The following is a 14,105-nucleotide window of genomic DNA, read 5'->3' as shown; positions in this document are numbered from 1 at the left end:
CTTTCCTCCCCTCCGGGTTCCCGTACGGACGACCGTGCCCGTACGCCCGTACCCACCCCTACGCCCACCGGCACCCGCGCTCCTCCGCGCTCCCCACCTCCCCGCTCGCACCACTCCTGCAAGGCCCTCACTGTGTTCGACATCGCTGTCTTCGGATCCCTCTTTCTCACGCTTTTTGTGATCATGGACCCGCCCGGCATCACGCCGATCTTCCTCGCCCTCACCTCCGGCCGTCCCGCCAAGATCCAGCGGAAGATGGCCTGGCAGGCGGCGGCGGTCGCGTTCTGCGTCATCGCCGTGTTCGGCATCTGCGGTCAGCAGATCCTGGACTATCTGCACATCACGACGCCCGCGCTGATGATCGCCGGTGGTCTGCTCCTGCTGCTCATCGCCCTGGACCTGCTCACGGGCAAGTCGGAGGAGCCGACGCAGACCAAGGACGTCAACGTCGCGCTCGTGCCGCTGGGCATGCCGCTGCTCGCCGGCCCCGGTGCGATCGTCTCGGTGATCCTCGCGGTGCAGCACGCGGACGGCTTCGCCGCGCAGGTGTCGGTGTGGACCGCGATCGCGGCGATGCACCTCGTGCTCTGGCTCGTGATGCGCTACTCGCTGCTGATCATCCGCGTCATCAAGGACGGCGGCGTGGTGCTCGTGACGCGGCTCGCGGGCATGATGCTCTCCGCGCTCGCCGTGCAGCAGATCATCAACGGCATCACCCAGGTCATCCACGGCACCTGACGTCACGGCCGAACCGCCCCGGGCATACGAAACGCCCCCGTACGATCGAGCGTACGGGGGCGTCGGCCGTTGCCGAACGTAAAGCGTTACCGGACCGAGGTGTCGGCCGGGCGGATGTAGATGCGCTGGCCGATCTGGGCGGCCTGCTGCACGATCCGGTTGACGGAGGCGGCGTCCACGACGGTGCTGTCCACGGCGGAGCCGTCGACGTCGTCCAGGCGCATGATCTCGAAGCGCAAGGCTTCTCCCTTCGTCTGATCCTCCTGAGGAGAACTTCAGTGAGTAGTGACGCGCGCAGCGACAGTGCGGCGCGTTCCATATGTGTCCAACGAGGTGGTGCCTGCAAACATTCCCTACGCTAAGGAAATTTTTAACTTGGCTAATTACCGGTCAGTAGTGTGACGGCTTGTGTCCGCTGTGTGACCGCTACGACAATGAGATGTGTATGAATGACACGCAGGGCCTCACCGGCCCCCAAGAGCACCCCGGCCCCCTGGACCTCGCCACGATCGCCGCCGGCGTCGAGCGCACCAACGAGCTGCTCACCCGGGTGCTGGCCGAGGTCGCGACGACCCCGTCCACCCACGCGATCTTCGTCGATGCCGGCTACGTCTACGCCGCGGCGGGGCGGCTCGTCACCGGCACCGAGGACCGCCGCACCTTCGACCTCGACGCGGAAGGGCTGATCGAGGCCTTCATCGACCGGGCGCGCACGATCTTCCCCGACAGCCGACTGTTGCGGGTCTACTGGTACGACGGCGCCCGTCGCCGGATCCACACCACCGAGCAGCAGAGCATCGCCGAGCTCCCCGACGTCAAGGTCCGGCTCGGCAACCTCAACGCCAACAACCAGCAGAAGGGCGTCGACTCCCTCATCCGCACCGACCTCGAATCCCTCGCCCGGCACCGCGCCATCAGCGACGCGGCACTCATCGGCGGCGACGAGGACCTCGTCTCGGCGGTCGAGGCCGCACAGGGCTACGGCGCGCGCGTCCACCTCTGGGGCATCGAGGCCGTCGGCGGCCGGAACCAGGCCGAGCCGCTGCTGTGGGAGGTCGACAGCCAGCGCACCTTCGACCTCGACTTCTGCAAGCCGTACGTCACCCGGCGCGCCGTCTACGAACCCTTCGGCGACGCCCCCGTCCACCAGGGGCCCGCCCCCACCCGCGACGACGTACGGTTCGTCGGCGCCCGCGTCGCCGCCCAGTGGCTCGGCTCGCGCGGCCGCGCCTCGCTCGCCGAGCTGCTGCCCGGCCACCCCTATCTGCCGGGACCCGTCGACCAGGAGCTGCTGGTCGAGGCGGAGGCGCTGCTCGGCCTGTCGCTACGCGGCCACGCGGATCTGCGACGGGCGCTGCGGGACGGCTTCTGGGACCACCTGCGCACCCAGTACTGAACCGCGGCCGCCGGGAGACAGTCGTACGGTCGTACGTAGGGCCCCACGGCTCGATGACATCACTGTGTGTGTCCGCGCGTGCCGGAATGCGCGTGGGGGAAGCGAGTGGAACCCTGACTAGGGGCGTGGTCGCGGACGTCGCGGCCGCCCATGACCGTCGGCGAAGTGCGGAAGAGAAACGAGGCGATCGGCCATGTCGGCCTCCGACCGTGCCGGGCGCGGGGCGCCCTGCTGGGTGAGCCTGCTGACCAGCAACCTCACCGCGGCGCAGGACTTCTACAGTGCGGTGATGGGCTGGACCTTCCGGCCCGGCAGCCTGGGCGAGGCCTTCTCCGTGGCGCTCGCCGACGGGAAGCCGGTCGCCGGCATCGGCAACGTCGCCAAGTCCATGGGTGTCCCCGTCTCCTGGACCTCCTACTTCGCCGTCGACGACGCCGACGTCGTCGCGGCGCGGATCCGCGAGCGCGGCGCGACCGTCGCGGTCGGGCCGATCGCCGTCGGCCGCGGCCGCGCCGCGCTGGCGGCGGACCCGGCGGGCGCCGTGTTCGGCTTCTGGGAGGGCAAGCTCCTGCCCGGGTGGCACATCGGCAGCGGCGGCGCGCCCGCCTGGCTGGAGCTGCGCACCCGGGACGCCTTCGCCTCCGCCATGTTCTACGGCGAGGTCTTCGAATGGGCCACGGACCGGCCGGGCCGCATCGAGGTCCGCTACGAGGACGACGCGGTCATGGTGCTGACCGGCGGGCAGACGGTGGCCTGCCTGCGCGGCGGCGGCGTCGAGGCCGCCCCCGACCCCCGGGTGCGGCCGCGCTGGCACGTCTACTTCTGCGTCGACGACGTCGAGAAGGCCGTGGAGGCGGCCCTCGCGGCGGGCGGTACGGTCGCCGCCGAGCCGGGCCGGTCGCCGGTGGGCCGCGAGGCGACCCTGCGCGATCCCGAGGGCGGGCTCTTCACCGTGACGGCCCAGGCCGAGTGCTAGGGCCTGTCCGGCGGCTCTTCACGGGCTCCCGACGCCGGGCGCCGGGGGCGCCTCAGCGGTAGCCGGGGGGCTCGCCGCGCCTTGCGGTCGTACGTGCCGGACGCCGCTCGCCGATCCACGAGGGTCCGCCGGACAGGTCGCCCTGGCGCCGACCGCGGGATCGGTCCTGGGGCGCGGCGTGTCCGTGAAGCCGCGCCCGGCCCCGCGACGCGGGACACGCCGCGCCCGGTACGAGAGCCGCCCCTCCGCCGCGCTTTCAGCCCGCCAGGTCCCAGAAGCGGGTGAGGGCCTCCGCCGTGGCGGCCGGGCGTTCGGCGTTGGGGGAGTGGCCCGCGCCCTGGACGACCGTGCGCACCGCCGACAGCTCCTTCGCCATCGCGTCGATCGACGGCACCGGCCAGGCGTAGTCCAGCGCCCCGGAGATCACGTGCTTGGGCAGCGCCACCCCGGCCAGCTCCGATGTGCGGTCCGGCTCGCAGATCAACTGCCGCCCCGTCACGATGAGTTGCTCCGGCGTCGTGCCCATCCAGCGCCGGTGCAGGAACGCGTCCAGCTCCGGGGCCGCGTCCTCGGCGGGACCGTTCTCCGCGTCCACCCGCCGCATCTCCTGCCAGACGGCCTCCATGTCCAGCGTGGTCAGCGCGTGGATCAGCATCCGGGTCCGGTCCTGCTGCACCGCGGAGATCGCGGCGGGACCACAGCTCATGACGGTCAGTGAGCGGAACGGCGTCGCGTCCGCGAGCACGGTGGCGCGCGTGATCAGCCCGCCGAGGGAGTGGCCGAGCAAATGGACGTCACCGCCCAGGGCGGCTGTCTGCGCGAGGACGTCCCGGGCCAGCTCGCCCTGCTCGTACGCGCTCTCCTCACGCGGCCCGCCGCTCTCGTGCTGCCCCCGGCCGTCGACGGCGACGGCCCGGTACCCGGCGGCCGCGAGGGGCTCCAGCAGCGCGACGAAGTCCTCTTTGCTGCCCGTGAATCCGGGGACGAGCAACGCCGTGCCGCGCGTCCCCGAGGTGGGTCGCGCATCGTGTACGGCGAACTCTCCACGCGAGGTGGCGAGGCGGTACGCGCGTGCGCACGCGGGCAGGGTGAGGAAGGGCGGACGGCTCATGGCACGAGGCTAACGTGATGTCCGATGACCGCTGGACCTGTGGGCCTGGAGGGACGACGATCGAGTCATGTCCTTAGAAGCCACATCATTGGAGACCGCGGTGAACACGGTGGAGACGGCGAACACGGCACGCCCGCTCGACGGCAAGGTGGCCCTCGTGACCGGCGGCAGCCGGGGCATCGGCGCGGCCGTCGCGCTGCGGCTCGCGGAGGACGGGGCCGATGTCGCGATCACCTACCAGCACGGCGTGGAGCCGGCGGCGGAGATCGTCGCCAAGATCACCGCAATGGGCCGCCGGGCCACGGCCGTACGGGCCGAGGCCGCGGACGCGACGGCGGTGCGGGAGGCCGTGGAGACGGTCGTCGCGGAGCTCGGGCGGCTGGACATCCTGGTCAACAACGCGGGCACGGGGGCCATGGGCCCCATCGGGGAGTTGAGCCTGGAGGACGTCGACCGTGTCCTCGCGGTCAACGTCCGGGGTTCTTTCCTGGCGGCCCAGGCCGCGGTCGCCCACCTGGGCGAGGGCGGGCGGATCGTGACGATCGGCAGCTGCATCGCCGAACGGGTCGCGTTCCCCGGCGGCACGCTGTACGCGACGAGCAAGGCGGCCCTCACGGGGCTGACCAAGGCCCTCGCCCGTGAACTCGGGCCCCAGGGCATCACGGCCAACATCGTGCACCCCGGCCCCATCGACACCGACATGAACCCGGCCGACGGGCCGTTCGCCGCCGGGCAGGCCGCCTTCACCGCGGTGGGCCGCTACGGCCGACCCGAGGAAGTGGCCGACACGGTCGCCCACTTGGTGGGGCCGTCCGGCGCGTACATCACGGGGGCGTCCGTCGCGGTGGACGGGGGACTCACGGCCTGATCGCCGAGTGCGCCTGATTCCGGATACGCCTGGTTCCGGATAGGCCTGATTCCGGATACGCCGACGGCCGGCCACCCCGCGTGGGGTGACCGGCCGTCGGTGGTGGTGCGTCAGCCTTCGGTGGTGACCTTGGGCTTGGTGGTGCGCGTGCGCTTCGGCTTGGCCGGGGCCTCGTCCGTCACCTCGGCAGCGGGCTTCGCGGCACGGGTGCGCTTCGGCTTCGCCTCGGCGGCCGGGGCGGCCTCGGGCTCGGCGGCGACGGCCTTCTTCGCACGGGTGCGCTTCGGCTTCACCTCGGCGGCCTCGGCCGTGTCGACCACGGCTTCGGCGGCCGGGGCGACGGCCTTCTTCGCACGGGTCCGCTTGGGCTTGGCCTCGACCGCCTCGGCGGTCTCCACGGCGGCTTCCGCCTTCGCGGCGGCGGCCTTCGTGGTGCGCGTGCGCTTCGGCTTCTCCTCGACGACCGGGGCCGTCTCCAGGACGGGCTCGGCGGCGACGGCCTTCTTCGCACGGGTGCGCTTCGGCTTCACCTCGGCGGCCTCGACCGTCTCGACGACGGCTTCGGCGGCCGGGGCGACGGCCTTCTTGGCGCGGGTCCGCTTGGGCTTGACCTCGGCGGTCTCCTCGGCCACAGGGGCCTCGGTGACAGCAGCGGCCTCGACCGGGGCGACGGCCTTCTTGGCACGGGTGCGGCGGACCGGCTTGGCCTCCGCGACCTCGACGGCCGGGGCAGCGACGGTCTCCACCGCGGCCACGGCCTTCTTGGCCGTGCGGGTGCGCTTCGGCTTGGCCTCGGCGACCTCGGCGACCTCGGCGACCTCGACGGCCGGGGCCGTCTCCAGGACGGGCTCGGCGGCGACGGCCTTCTTCGCACGGGTGCGCTTCGGCTTGACCTCGACGGTCTCCACGACCGCGGGGGCCTCGACGACCTCGGCGACAGCCACGGTCTCCACCGCGGCGACAGCCTTCTTCGCACGGGTGCGACGGACCGGCTTGGACGGGGCGGTCTCGACGACCGGGGCCGGTGCGACCGTCTGGAAGTCGGCCTCGGGCTCGGCCACGACCGTCTTACGGGCGCGGGTCCGCTTCGGGGCGACCGGAGCCGCCTCGGTGGCCTGGGCCGGGATGACCGTGGTGGCGGCCGCCGCGACGACGGTCTGGACCGTCTGGAAGTCGGGCTCGGGGGCCTTCCGCACGGCCTCCAGCGGCGCGAGGGGCGCGAGCGCGCCCTGCGGCCGTGCGCCACGCGTACGACGACGGCGCGGCTGACGGTCGCCCTGCTGCTCCGACGCCGGGGCCTGGGCGGCCGGGGCCTCGGTGGACGGGGCCTCGGTCGTCACGGGCGTGACGGCGGGCGCGGAGCCGGAGCCGTTACGGGTGCGACGGCGACGGCGCGGCTTCGCGGGCGTCTCCGGAGCGGACTGCTCCGTACCGGTCGAGGTCGGCGTCGGGGCAGCCGTCTCGGCGACCGGGTCCGAGCCACCGCGGGTACGACGGCGCTGACGGGGGGTGCGGGTACGGGCCGGGCGCTCCTCCGCCACCGGCGCGGACGCCTGCTTCGGGCCGCGGCCGCGACCACGGCCACCGGTCTCGCCGAGGTCCTCGATCTCCTCGGCCGCGAGCCCGGCGCGCGTCCGCTCGGAACGCGGCAGGATGCCCTTGGTGCCGGCCGGGATGCCCAGCAGCTCGTAGAGGTGCGGGGAGGTGGAGTACGTCTCCTCCGGCTCGTCGAACGGCAGGTCGAGCGCCTTGTTGATCAGCTTCCAGCGCGGGATGTCGTCCCAGTCGACCAGCGTGACGGCCGTACCCGACTTGCCCGCGCGGCCGGTGCGACCGATGCGGTGCAGGTAGGTCTTCTCGTCCTCGGGGGTCTGGTAATTGATCACGTGGGTGACGTTGTCGACGTCGATACCGCGGGCGGCGACGTCGGTGCAGACCAGGACGTCGACCTTGCCGTTGCGGAACGCGCGCAGCGCCTGCTCACGGGCGCCCTGGCCGAGGTCGCCGTGGACGGCGCCGGAGGCGAAGCCGCGACGCGCGAGCTGGTCGGCGATGTCCGCCGCCGTCCGCTTCGTCCGACAGAAGATCATCGCGAGCGCGCGGCCCTCCGACTGGAGGATGCGCGAGACCATCTCCGGCTTGTCCATGTTGTGGGCGCGGAAGACGTGCTGCGTGATGTTGGCGACGGTCTGGCCCTCGTCGTCCGGCGCGGTGGCGCGGATGTGCGTGGGCTGCGACATGTAGCGGCGCGCGAGGTTGATGACCGCGCCCGGCATGGTCGCCGAGAACAGCATGGTCTGGCGCTTGGCCGGCAGCATCGTGATGATCCGCTCGACGTCGGGCAGGAAGCCCAGGTCGAGCATCTCGTCGGCCTCGTCCAGGACGAGGGCCTTCACGTGCGAGAGGTCGAGCTTGCGCTGGCCGGCGAGGTCGAGCAGTCGGCCGGGCGTACCGACGATCACGTCGACGCCCTTCTTGAGCGCCTCGACCTGCGGCTCGTAGGCCCGGCCGCCGTAGATCGCCAGGACCCGCACATTGCGGACCTTGCCGGCGGTGAGGAGGTCGTTGGTGACCTGCTGGCACAGCTCGCGGGTGGGGACGACCACGAGGGCCTGCGGGGCGTCGGTCAGCTGCTCGGGCTTGGCCCGGCCCGACTCGATGTCGGCGGGGACGACGACGCGCTCCAGCAGGGGCAGGCCGAAGCCCAGCGTCTTGCCGGTGCCGGTCTTGGCCTGGCCGATGACGTCGGAGCCCGAGAGGGCCACCGGGAGCGTCATCTCCTGGATCGGGAAGGGGTGCACGATGCCGACGGCTTCGAGGGCTTCGGCGATTTCGGGGAGAATCCCGAGGTCTCGGAAAGTGGGCTGAGATGTCAGCGGATTGCCTCTTCTGTGAGACGCGGCGCGAGGCGGCGAAGGGGGTCGTACGTACCGCGCCGGGGTACTGTCCGGCCTGGGGAAGCCGGAAGGCGCGGGACCACTGCCTTCGCTCGAGCTCTCGTGCCGCGAGCGGATCCCTCCAGATGTGCGTACGTCTCGTACGCACCGCGCGGAGGGCGGTCGGTTTTGTGGAAGCCGATCGGGCCACCGACCGGGCATCCGCTGGAACTCTGGGGACTGATGAGTGGCGTCTCCAGAAGACACAGCATTGGAACAGCCCACCGAATACTCGGCAGGCGCTTTACCACTGTACCCCGGAAACGCGCATGTGTGTCCGGACAATCCTTCGGACGGATGGGGATGAAGTGGCTGACCAGGGCCTTCCCCCTGTCGCGGGGCGGGCTAGGGTGCCTTTCATGGAGACGCCCGACAAGGCCAACGAGCCCGCCGACGAAGCACTGACCGGAATCGCCGCCCAGGACTGGGCCCAGGCCTCCGCCGACCCGCAGTACCGCGCCGCGGTGGTGGACCTGCTGGGCGCCCTCGCCTACGGCGAGCTGGCCGCCTTCGAGCGGCTCGCGGAGGACGCCAAGCTGGCGCCGACGCTCGACGACAAGGCCGAGCTGGCCAAGATGGCCGCCGCCGAGTTCCAGCACTTCCAGCGGCTGCGTGACCGGCTGGCCGCGATCGACGTGGAGCCGACCGGCGCGATGCAGCCCTTCGCGGCGGCGCTGGACGAGTTCCACCGCCAGACGGCGCCCTCGGACTGGCTGGAGGGCCTGGTCAAGGCCTACGTCGGCGACTCGATCGCCAGTGACTTCTACCGCGAGGTGGCGGCCCGGCTGGACTCCGACACCCGCGCCCTGGTGCTGACCGTGCTGGACGACACCGGCCACGCGACCTTCGCGGTCGAGAAGGTCCGGGCCGCGATCGAGGCCGAGCCGCGGGTCGGCGGCCGGCTGGCGCTGTGGGCCCGGCGGCTGATGGGCGAGGCGCTCTCGCAGGCGCAGCGCGTGGTCGCCGAGCGCGACTCGCTCTCCACGATGCTGGTCGGCGGGGTGGCCGACGGCTTCGACCTCGCGGAGGTCGGGAAGATGTTCTCCCGCATCACCGAGGCGCACACCAAGCGGATGGCCGCGCTCGGCCTCGCGGCGTAGCGGCGGCTTCGCGCACCACCGGCGCCCGCGCGCCGACCGGCGCGCGGGGATCCGGGCGGGCCCGCTTCAAGCGGTGGCTGATCGGCGGGGCGCCCGGTTCGCCGGGCGCAGCAGCAGGGACTGCAGCGCGACGGCCACGCAGAGGGAGGCGACCAGGGTGGCCACCGCGTGGCCGGACCCGAGGACCGAATGGGTCAGCAGGGCGCCGAACAGCGCGGAGACCGGTCCGGTGGTCAGCGCCAGGAGCCGGGAGCGGAACTGCCCGTAGCGCTCGGGCAGCCAGCGCAGGGCTCCGTAGGAGACGGCGAGGCCGATGAGGACCGAGCCGAGCGCTTCCCAGAGGATCATGGTCACTTCCCTCCCGAGCGGGGGCCGAGGAGCAGGTGCAAATCGGTCGTAGCGGTCTTACCCCATGCCCGTCCGCGGCAACCCTCGTCCCTGTAGCCGCGTCGGGTACGACGACGGCGGGGCCCCGGTGAATTCCGCACCGGGGCCCCGCCGTTCGTCACTGTCGTCCGACTGCGGACTCAGAGCGCGCTGAAACCGACCCTACGGGCGGTCGGCTCGCCGAGCTCCACGTACGCCAGTCGCTCGGAGGGCACCAGGACCTTGCGGCCGTGGTCGTCCACCAGGCTCAGCAGCGGCGTCTTGCCACCGAGTGCGTCGGCGACCAGGCGCTCGACCTCTTCGGCGGACTGCCCGCTCTCCAGAACGATCTCGCGGGGTGCGTGCTGCACGCCGATCTTGACCTCCACGGCTTATGTCCCTCCGAAGATGTGGGGTCCCCCATGGCGAAGCCCGGGGGACGGGTGCGCGGCCAGCCGCGCCGTACCTTCCACACACTAGCCCGGTACGGGGACGAGCCGAGCCGGTCTCCGCTCGCTCGCAGCGAACAGGGGCGGATCGCCGGAGACCGGCCGGAGCCGCCTCAGAGCTCGGGGGCGTTCTTCGGGAAGCCCGCGATGCCGCGCCATGCCAGCGAGGTGAGGAGCTGGACGGCCGTCTCGCGCGGGACCGTGCTCTCGCTGGAGAGCCAGTAGCGGGCGACGACCTGGGAGACGCCGCCGAGGCCCACGGCCAGCAGCATGGCCTCGTCCTTCGACAGGCCGGTGTCCTCGGCGATGACCTCGCTGATGGCCGTCGCGCACTCCAGGGAGACCTTGTCGACCCGCTCGCGCACGGCCGGCTCGTTGGTCAGGTCGGACTCGAAGACGAGCCGGAAGGCGCCGCCCTCGTCCTCCACGTACGCGAAGTAGGCGTCCATGGTGGCCGCCACGCGCAGCTTGTTGTCCGAGGTGGAGGCGAGCGCGGTGCGCACCGCGTGCAGCAGGGCCTCGCAGTGCTGGTCCAGCAGGGCGAGATAGAGGTCCAGCTTGCCGGGGAAGTGCTGGTACAGGACCGGCTTGCTGACGCCGGCGCGCTCGGCGATGTCGTCCATCGCCGCCGCGTGGTACCCCTGCGCCACGAAGACCTCCTGGGCCGCGCCCAGGAGCTGATTGCGTCGGGCTCGGCGCGGCAGGCGCGTGCCTCGCGGGCGCGCCTCGGTCTGCTCGATGGCTGTCACGCCGCCTCCCATGATTGTTCCGTGCACGGTGTGCACCGCGCCCGCCATCGTACTTTTGGGTAACCGGGCCGTGCGTGGTCGGAGCGGAGAATTTCACGTACCGGACGCTGTGGGAAGCCGACAAATACCCGACAATCGGTGCAGGTCACCCCATGTGTCCCCGGGTTACCTGGCGGTATCGCGGTTTCGGTCACCGGTAGTCGTCCTCGTCCTCCTCCACGATCCGGGCCTGCTCCAGGAGGTCCGCCTCGTCGGCGGACTCGGGGTCGGAGGGCGGCTGCGGTTCCTCCCGGCGGGGCGCGATGTCCGCGTGCTGTTCCGCGGCGTCGGCCTCCGGTGCCTCGACATCGAATTCCGTGACGTCCTCGTCGTCCTCGAACGTCGCGGGGTCGGACGGGTCGATGGTCATAGGGAGCCTCTTTCCCGGTCTGACTGATCGAGCCTTGTCGTTCGTGGTGTCCCGTGTGATGTTCCGCGCTGATCCGTGCTGTGCCGTTCCCGTGTTCTCCCGCGTTCTCCCGTGATTCTCCCGTGCATTTCCGGGCGTTTTCCGGGCCCCTCACACCCTTGTGGTTATGAGCCTAGGAGAGGCGGCTTCCCGCCGCCAGGCGATCTGTGACGGCCGCCATAGAGGGTCGGGCGTGATCGTCTCGTAACATTGCCCGCATGTCATCGACCCAGTCGCCGGACGCCCGCGCCGTACCCGTGGTGCCACCCACGCGGTCCTCGCAGGTCAGCGAGGGCGAGGAACTGCGCACGGTGACCCTGCCCGGGGTCACGCTCGCGGTGCGCTCCCGCCCCGCCGCGCGGCCGGGCCTGCCGCCCGCGCTCTACGTCCACGGACTCGGCGGTTCCTCGCAGAACTGGTCCGCGCTCATGGAGCGGCTCGCGGACACGGTCGACGGCGAGGCGCTGGACCTGCCGGGCTTCGGGGACTCGCCCCCGCCGGACGACGGCGACTACTCCATCACCGGGTACGCGCGCGTGGTCATCCGCCACCTCGACGCGGCCGGCCGCGGCCCGGTGCACCTGATCGGCAATTCGATGGGCGGCGCGATCGCCACCCGCGTCGCCGCGGTCCGGCCGGACCTCGTCCGCACGCTCACGCTCGTCTCGCCCGCCCTGCCCGAGCTCCGCCCGCAGCGCACGGCCGTGCCGACCGGGCTGCTCGCGGTGCCGGGCATCGTCTCGCTCTTCGCCCGGATGACCAAGGACTGGACACCCGAGCGACGTACCCGCGAGGTGCTGGCGCTCTGTTACGGCGACCCCGCGCGGGTGACGCCGGAAGGGTTCGCCCTGGCGGTCGCGGAGTACGAGCGCCGACTGGAGCTGCCGTACTTCTGGGACGTCATGGCGCGCTCGGCGCGCGGCATCGTCGACGCGTACACCCTGGGCGGCCAGCACTCGCTGTGGCGCCAGGCGGAGAAGGTCCTTGCCCCTACGCTGCTCGTGTACGGAACGCGCGACCAGCTCGTCTCCTACCGCATGGCTCACCGCGCGGGCAAGGCTTTCCGTGACTCGCGGTTGCTGACGCTGCTGGACGCGGGCCACGTCGCCATGATGGAGGATCCGGACGCGGTGGCCCGTGCCTTCCGCGAACTCCTCGCGGCCCCCGCGAACACCTCTGAACGGAGCGCCCCGCCCCGTGGGTAAACACAGTGCACGCGCCCCCCAGGCCGCACAGGAGCCCGTGGCGCCGACCGCCCCCGGTACGGGGCGCAGGCGCGCACCCGCCGGCCAGGGCCCGCCGGCCCAGCGCTCGGCGGCGCCGTCACCGGACCAGGTGCGCCACCGTGCCGTTCCCGGCCAGGACGGCCCGGGCGGCCGGCGCGATCAGGACGGCCAGGGTTACGCCGCGGGTGTGGCGGACCACGTCGGGGGCCCGGCGGGTGAGGCCATTCGGCCGTCCGCCAGGAGCGGGCATCCCGTTCCGGCGGAGCCGGGGCTCGGCTGGGGATTCATCGGCCCGCAGCGCGGAGAGAGCACCCGGAGCACGGGGCACGGCCATGCGCCTCCCGGGCACGGCGCCACTGTGTTCGACGGCCATGGCCATGGATCTTCCGGGCATGATCCAGATGTGTATGAGAATTCCGGGTCCGGCCCCTCCGGCCAGGCACCCGCTCCCGCCGCGTACGTCCCCCCGGTGTACGTCCCTTCCGGGGACTACGGCTCCGACGACCCCGACCGGACGCCGCTGCCCACGCCGCGCGGTACGGGCGGCGGTGGCAACCGGCGGGTCGCCGTACCGAGATCCGGCGGACCGGCGCGGACCGTGACCGGCGTGGCCGCCGCCGTGGTGACGGCCGTGCTGGCCGTCGTCGTCGGGGGACAGGTCGAGGACACCGCGGAGGGCAAGGCCCAGGCGCGGTCCGCGGACGTCGAGCGGCACAGATCCGACGCCGCCTCGCGTTCCGACAGCCGGCCCACGCCGAACGGCGGTGCGGCCGTCCCCCTCACGTACGACCAGAAGATGGCGAAGAAGTACCCGCTGGACGCCAAGGCGAAGGCGTCCGGCACGTTCGAGTCCGTGGGCGGCCACGACCGGGGCCCCGGTAAGGGTGAAGTCCTGCGCTACCGCGTTGACGTGGAGAAGGGGCTGCCGCTCGACGGGGCGCTCTTCGCCGAGGCCGTGCACAAGACCCTCAACGACGACCGCAGCTGGGGCCACGGCGGCAAGCGGACGTTCGAGCGCGTGCCCTCCGGGGACGCCGATTTCGTGGTCACCCTGGCCAGCCCCGGCACGACGCACACGTGGTGTGCCAAGTCGGGTCTGGACACCACCCAGGACAACGTCTCCTGCGACTCCGCCGCGACCGACCGCGTGATGATCAACGCCTATCGGTGGGCGCAGGGCGCGCAGACGTACGGCGACCAGATGCACGCCTACCGGCAGATGCTGATCAACCACGAGGTCGGTCACCGCCTCGGGCGCGACCACGAGTCCTGCGAGAAGCAGGGCGCCCTCGCGCCGGTGATGATGCAGCAGACCAAGTTCCTGACCACGGACGGCGTGACGTGCCGTCCCAACGCCTGGCCCTTCCCCAAGGGCGGGTGACGGGCCGGGAGCGATCGGGCGTACGCGGGTATACCGTCCCGTTATTTTCTCGCTCCGTGAGACATTCGGTCTCTGATTCTGAGACACCTTTGCCAGGGGCCGAAAATTCGTTCAATGTTCTGGCCATGTCGCACCACCACGCCTCCGAGATCGCCGGCTTCGAGCTGGCGCTGATCGGCGTGGCCGCGCACGCAGTCGCCGACATCCTCTGTCGCTGAGACCGCCCTTCCCCCGCGTACTTCCGCGTTGCCCTCCGGGGCCGCGCCCGCCGGGGGCGGTCCGCGCGCTCCGCTGCGCTCTTCCGACCGCCTTCCGTGGGTGCATTCCGCTCTCCTCTTCTCGCTTCCGCGAAAGGCGTACC

15 protein-coding genes are annotated in these 14,105 nt (G+C 72.0%); 8 read left to right on the top strand and 7 right to left on the bottom strand.

Annotated elements, in window-relative coordinates; genetic code table 11:
• The first annotated feature begins 132 nt into the window (after positions 1-132).
• Positions 133-738: a MarC family protein gene (locus FHS38_RS09840; protein WP_184732899.1), complete on the top strand. Its 606-nt coding sequence runs from the start codon at positions 133-135 to the stop codon at positions 736-738.
• 86 nt (positions 739-824) lie between these two features.
• Here the strand turns inward: FHS38_RS09840 and FHS38_RS09835 are convergent, their stop codons facing one another.
• Positions 825-977 carry a DUF8834 family protein gene (locus tag FHS38_RS09835; RefSeq protein ID WP_184732897.1) on the bottom strand — a complete coding sequence of 51 codons (153 nt, stop codon included), beginning with the start codon at positions 975-977 and terminating at the stop codon, positions 825-827.
• 206 nt (positions 978-1,183) lie between these two features.
• Between FHS38_RS09835 and FHS38_RS09830 the strand changes: the two genes are divergently transcribed.
• Positions 1,184-2,134 (top strand): NYN domain-containing protein, encoded by a 951-nt coding sequence (locus FHS38_RS09830; RefSeq protein ID WP_184732895.1) that lies wholly within the window; start codon positions 1,184-1,186, stop codon positions 2,132-2,134.
• Between the two features lie 193 nt (positions 2,135-2,327).
• Positions 2,328-3,110 carry a VOC family protein gene (locus FHS38_RS09825; RefSeq protein ID WP_184732893.1) on the top strand — a complete coding sequence of 261 codons (783 nt, stop codon included), beginning with the start codon at positions 2,328-2,330 and terminating at the stop codon, positions 3,108-3,110.
• A 256-nt stretch (positions 3,111-3,366) separates the two neighbouring features.
• Here the strand turns inward: FHS38_RS09825 and FHS38_RS09820 are convergent, their stop codons facing one another.
• A complete protein-coding gene (locus tag FHS38_RS09820) occupies positions 3,367-4,221 on the bottom strand; it encodes an alpha/beta fold hydrolase (protein ID WP_184732891.1) in 855 nt (284 codons plus the stop codon).
• A 67-nt stretch (positions 4,222-4,288) separates the two neighbouring features.
• Here FHS38_RS09820 and FHS38_RS09815 point away from each other — a divergent pair, with 67 nt between their 5' ends.
• The gene (locus tag FHS38_RS09815) at positions 4,289-5,089 is read left to right on the top strand and encodes a 3-oxoacyl-ACP reductase family protein (protein WP_184732889.1); all 801 of its coding nucleotides are present in this window, start codon (positions 4,289-4,291) and stop codon (positions 5,087-5,089) included.
• 110 nt (positions 5,090-5,199) lie between these two features.
• Here the strand turns inward: FHS38_RS09815 and FHS38_RS09810 are convergent, their stop codons facing one another.
• Positions 5,200-7,866, bottom strand: a complete 2,667-nt coding sequence (locus FHS38_RS09810; protein ID WP_184733392.1) for a DEAD/DEAH box helicase — start codon at positions 7,864-7,866, stop codon at positions 5,200-5,202.
• Positions 7,867-8,384: 518 nt separating this feature from the next.
• Here FHS38_RS09810 and FHS38_RS09805 point away from each other — a divergent pair.
• Positions 8,385-9,125 carry a ferritin-like fold-containing protein gene (locus tag FHS38_RS09805; protein ID WP_184732887.1) on the top strand — a complete coding sequence of 247 codons (741 nt, stop codon included), beginning with the start codon at positions 8,385-8,387 and terminating at the stop codon, positions 9,123-9,125.
• A gap of 66 nt (positions 9,126-9,191) precedes the next feature.
• Here FHS38_RS09805 and FHS38_RS09800 read toward each other — a convergent pair whose 3' ends face one another.
• The 4 genes from FHS38_RS09800 to FHS38_RS09785 all read right to left on the bottom strand — a co-directional run bounded on the left by FHS38_RS09800 (position 9,192) and on the right by FHS38_RS09785 (position 11,098).
• Positions 9,192-9,473, bottom strand: coding sequence for a hypothetical protein (locus tag FHS38_RS09800; protein ID WP_184732885.1), 282 nt, complete (start codon positions 9,471-9,473; stop codon positions 9,192-9,194).
• 179 nt (positions 9,474-9,652) lie between these two features.
• Complete coding sequence (locus FHS38_RS09795; protein ID WP_130879759.1) at positions 9,653-9,880, bottom strand: DUF3107 domain-containing protein; 228 nt, start codon at positions 9,878-9,880, stop codon at positions 9,653-9,655.
• Between the two features lie 173 nt (positions 9,881-10,053).
• A complete protein-coding gene (locus tag FHS38_RS09790) occupies positions 10,054-10,689 on the bottom strand; it encodes a TetR/AcrR family transcriptional regulator (RefSeq protein ID WP_184732883.1) in 636 nt (211 codons plus the stop codon).
• Between the two features lie 190 nt (positions 10,690-10,879).
• Positions 10,880-11,098: an Rv3202a family protein gene (locus tag FHS38_RS09785; RefSeq protein ID WP_184732882.1), complete on the bottom strand. Its 219-nt coding sequence runs from the start codon at positions 11,096-11,098 to the stop codon at positions 10,880-10,882.
• 257 nt (positions 11,099-11,355) lie between these two features.
• Here FHS38_RS09785 and FHS38_RS09780 point away from each other — a divergent pair, with 257 nt between their 5' ends.
• The 3 genes from FHS38_RS09780 to FHS38_RS36035 all read left to right on the top strand — a co-directional run bounded on the left by FHS38_RS09780 (position 11,356) and on the right by FHS38_RS36035 (position 13,962).
• On the top strand, positions 11,356-12,342 hold the full coding sequence (locus FHS38_RS09780) for an alpha/beta fold hydrolase (RefSeq protein ID WP_184732880.1): 987 nt from the start codon (positions 11,356-11,358) through the stop codon (positions 12,340-12,342).
• A 37-nt stretch (positions 12,343-12,379) separates the two neighbouring features.
• Complete coding sequence (locus tag FHS38_RS35210) at positions 12,380-13,744, top strand: DUF3152 domain-containing protein (protein WP_422399171.1); 1,365 nt, start codon at positions 12,380-12,382, stop codon at positions 13,742-13,744.
• Positions 13,745-13,869: 125 nt separating this feature from the next.
• Complete coding sequence (locus tag FHS38_RS36035) at positions 13,870-13,962, top strand: Ms4533A family Cys-rich leader peptide (RefSeq protein ID WP_311775271.1); 93 nt, start codon at positions 13,870-13,872, stop codon at positions 13,960-13,962.
• The last annotated feature ends 143 nt before the right edge of the window (positions 13,963-14,105 follow it).

Source organism: Streptomyces netropsis, from assembly GCF_014203545.1.
Classification (GTDB): Bacteria; Actinomycetota; Actinomycetes; order Streptomycetales; family Streptomycetaceae; genus Streptomyces; species Streptomyces netropsis.
Note: the sequence above shows the minus strand (reverse complement) of the source record. Positions and strands in the feature narration are given on the sequence as shown.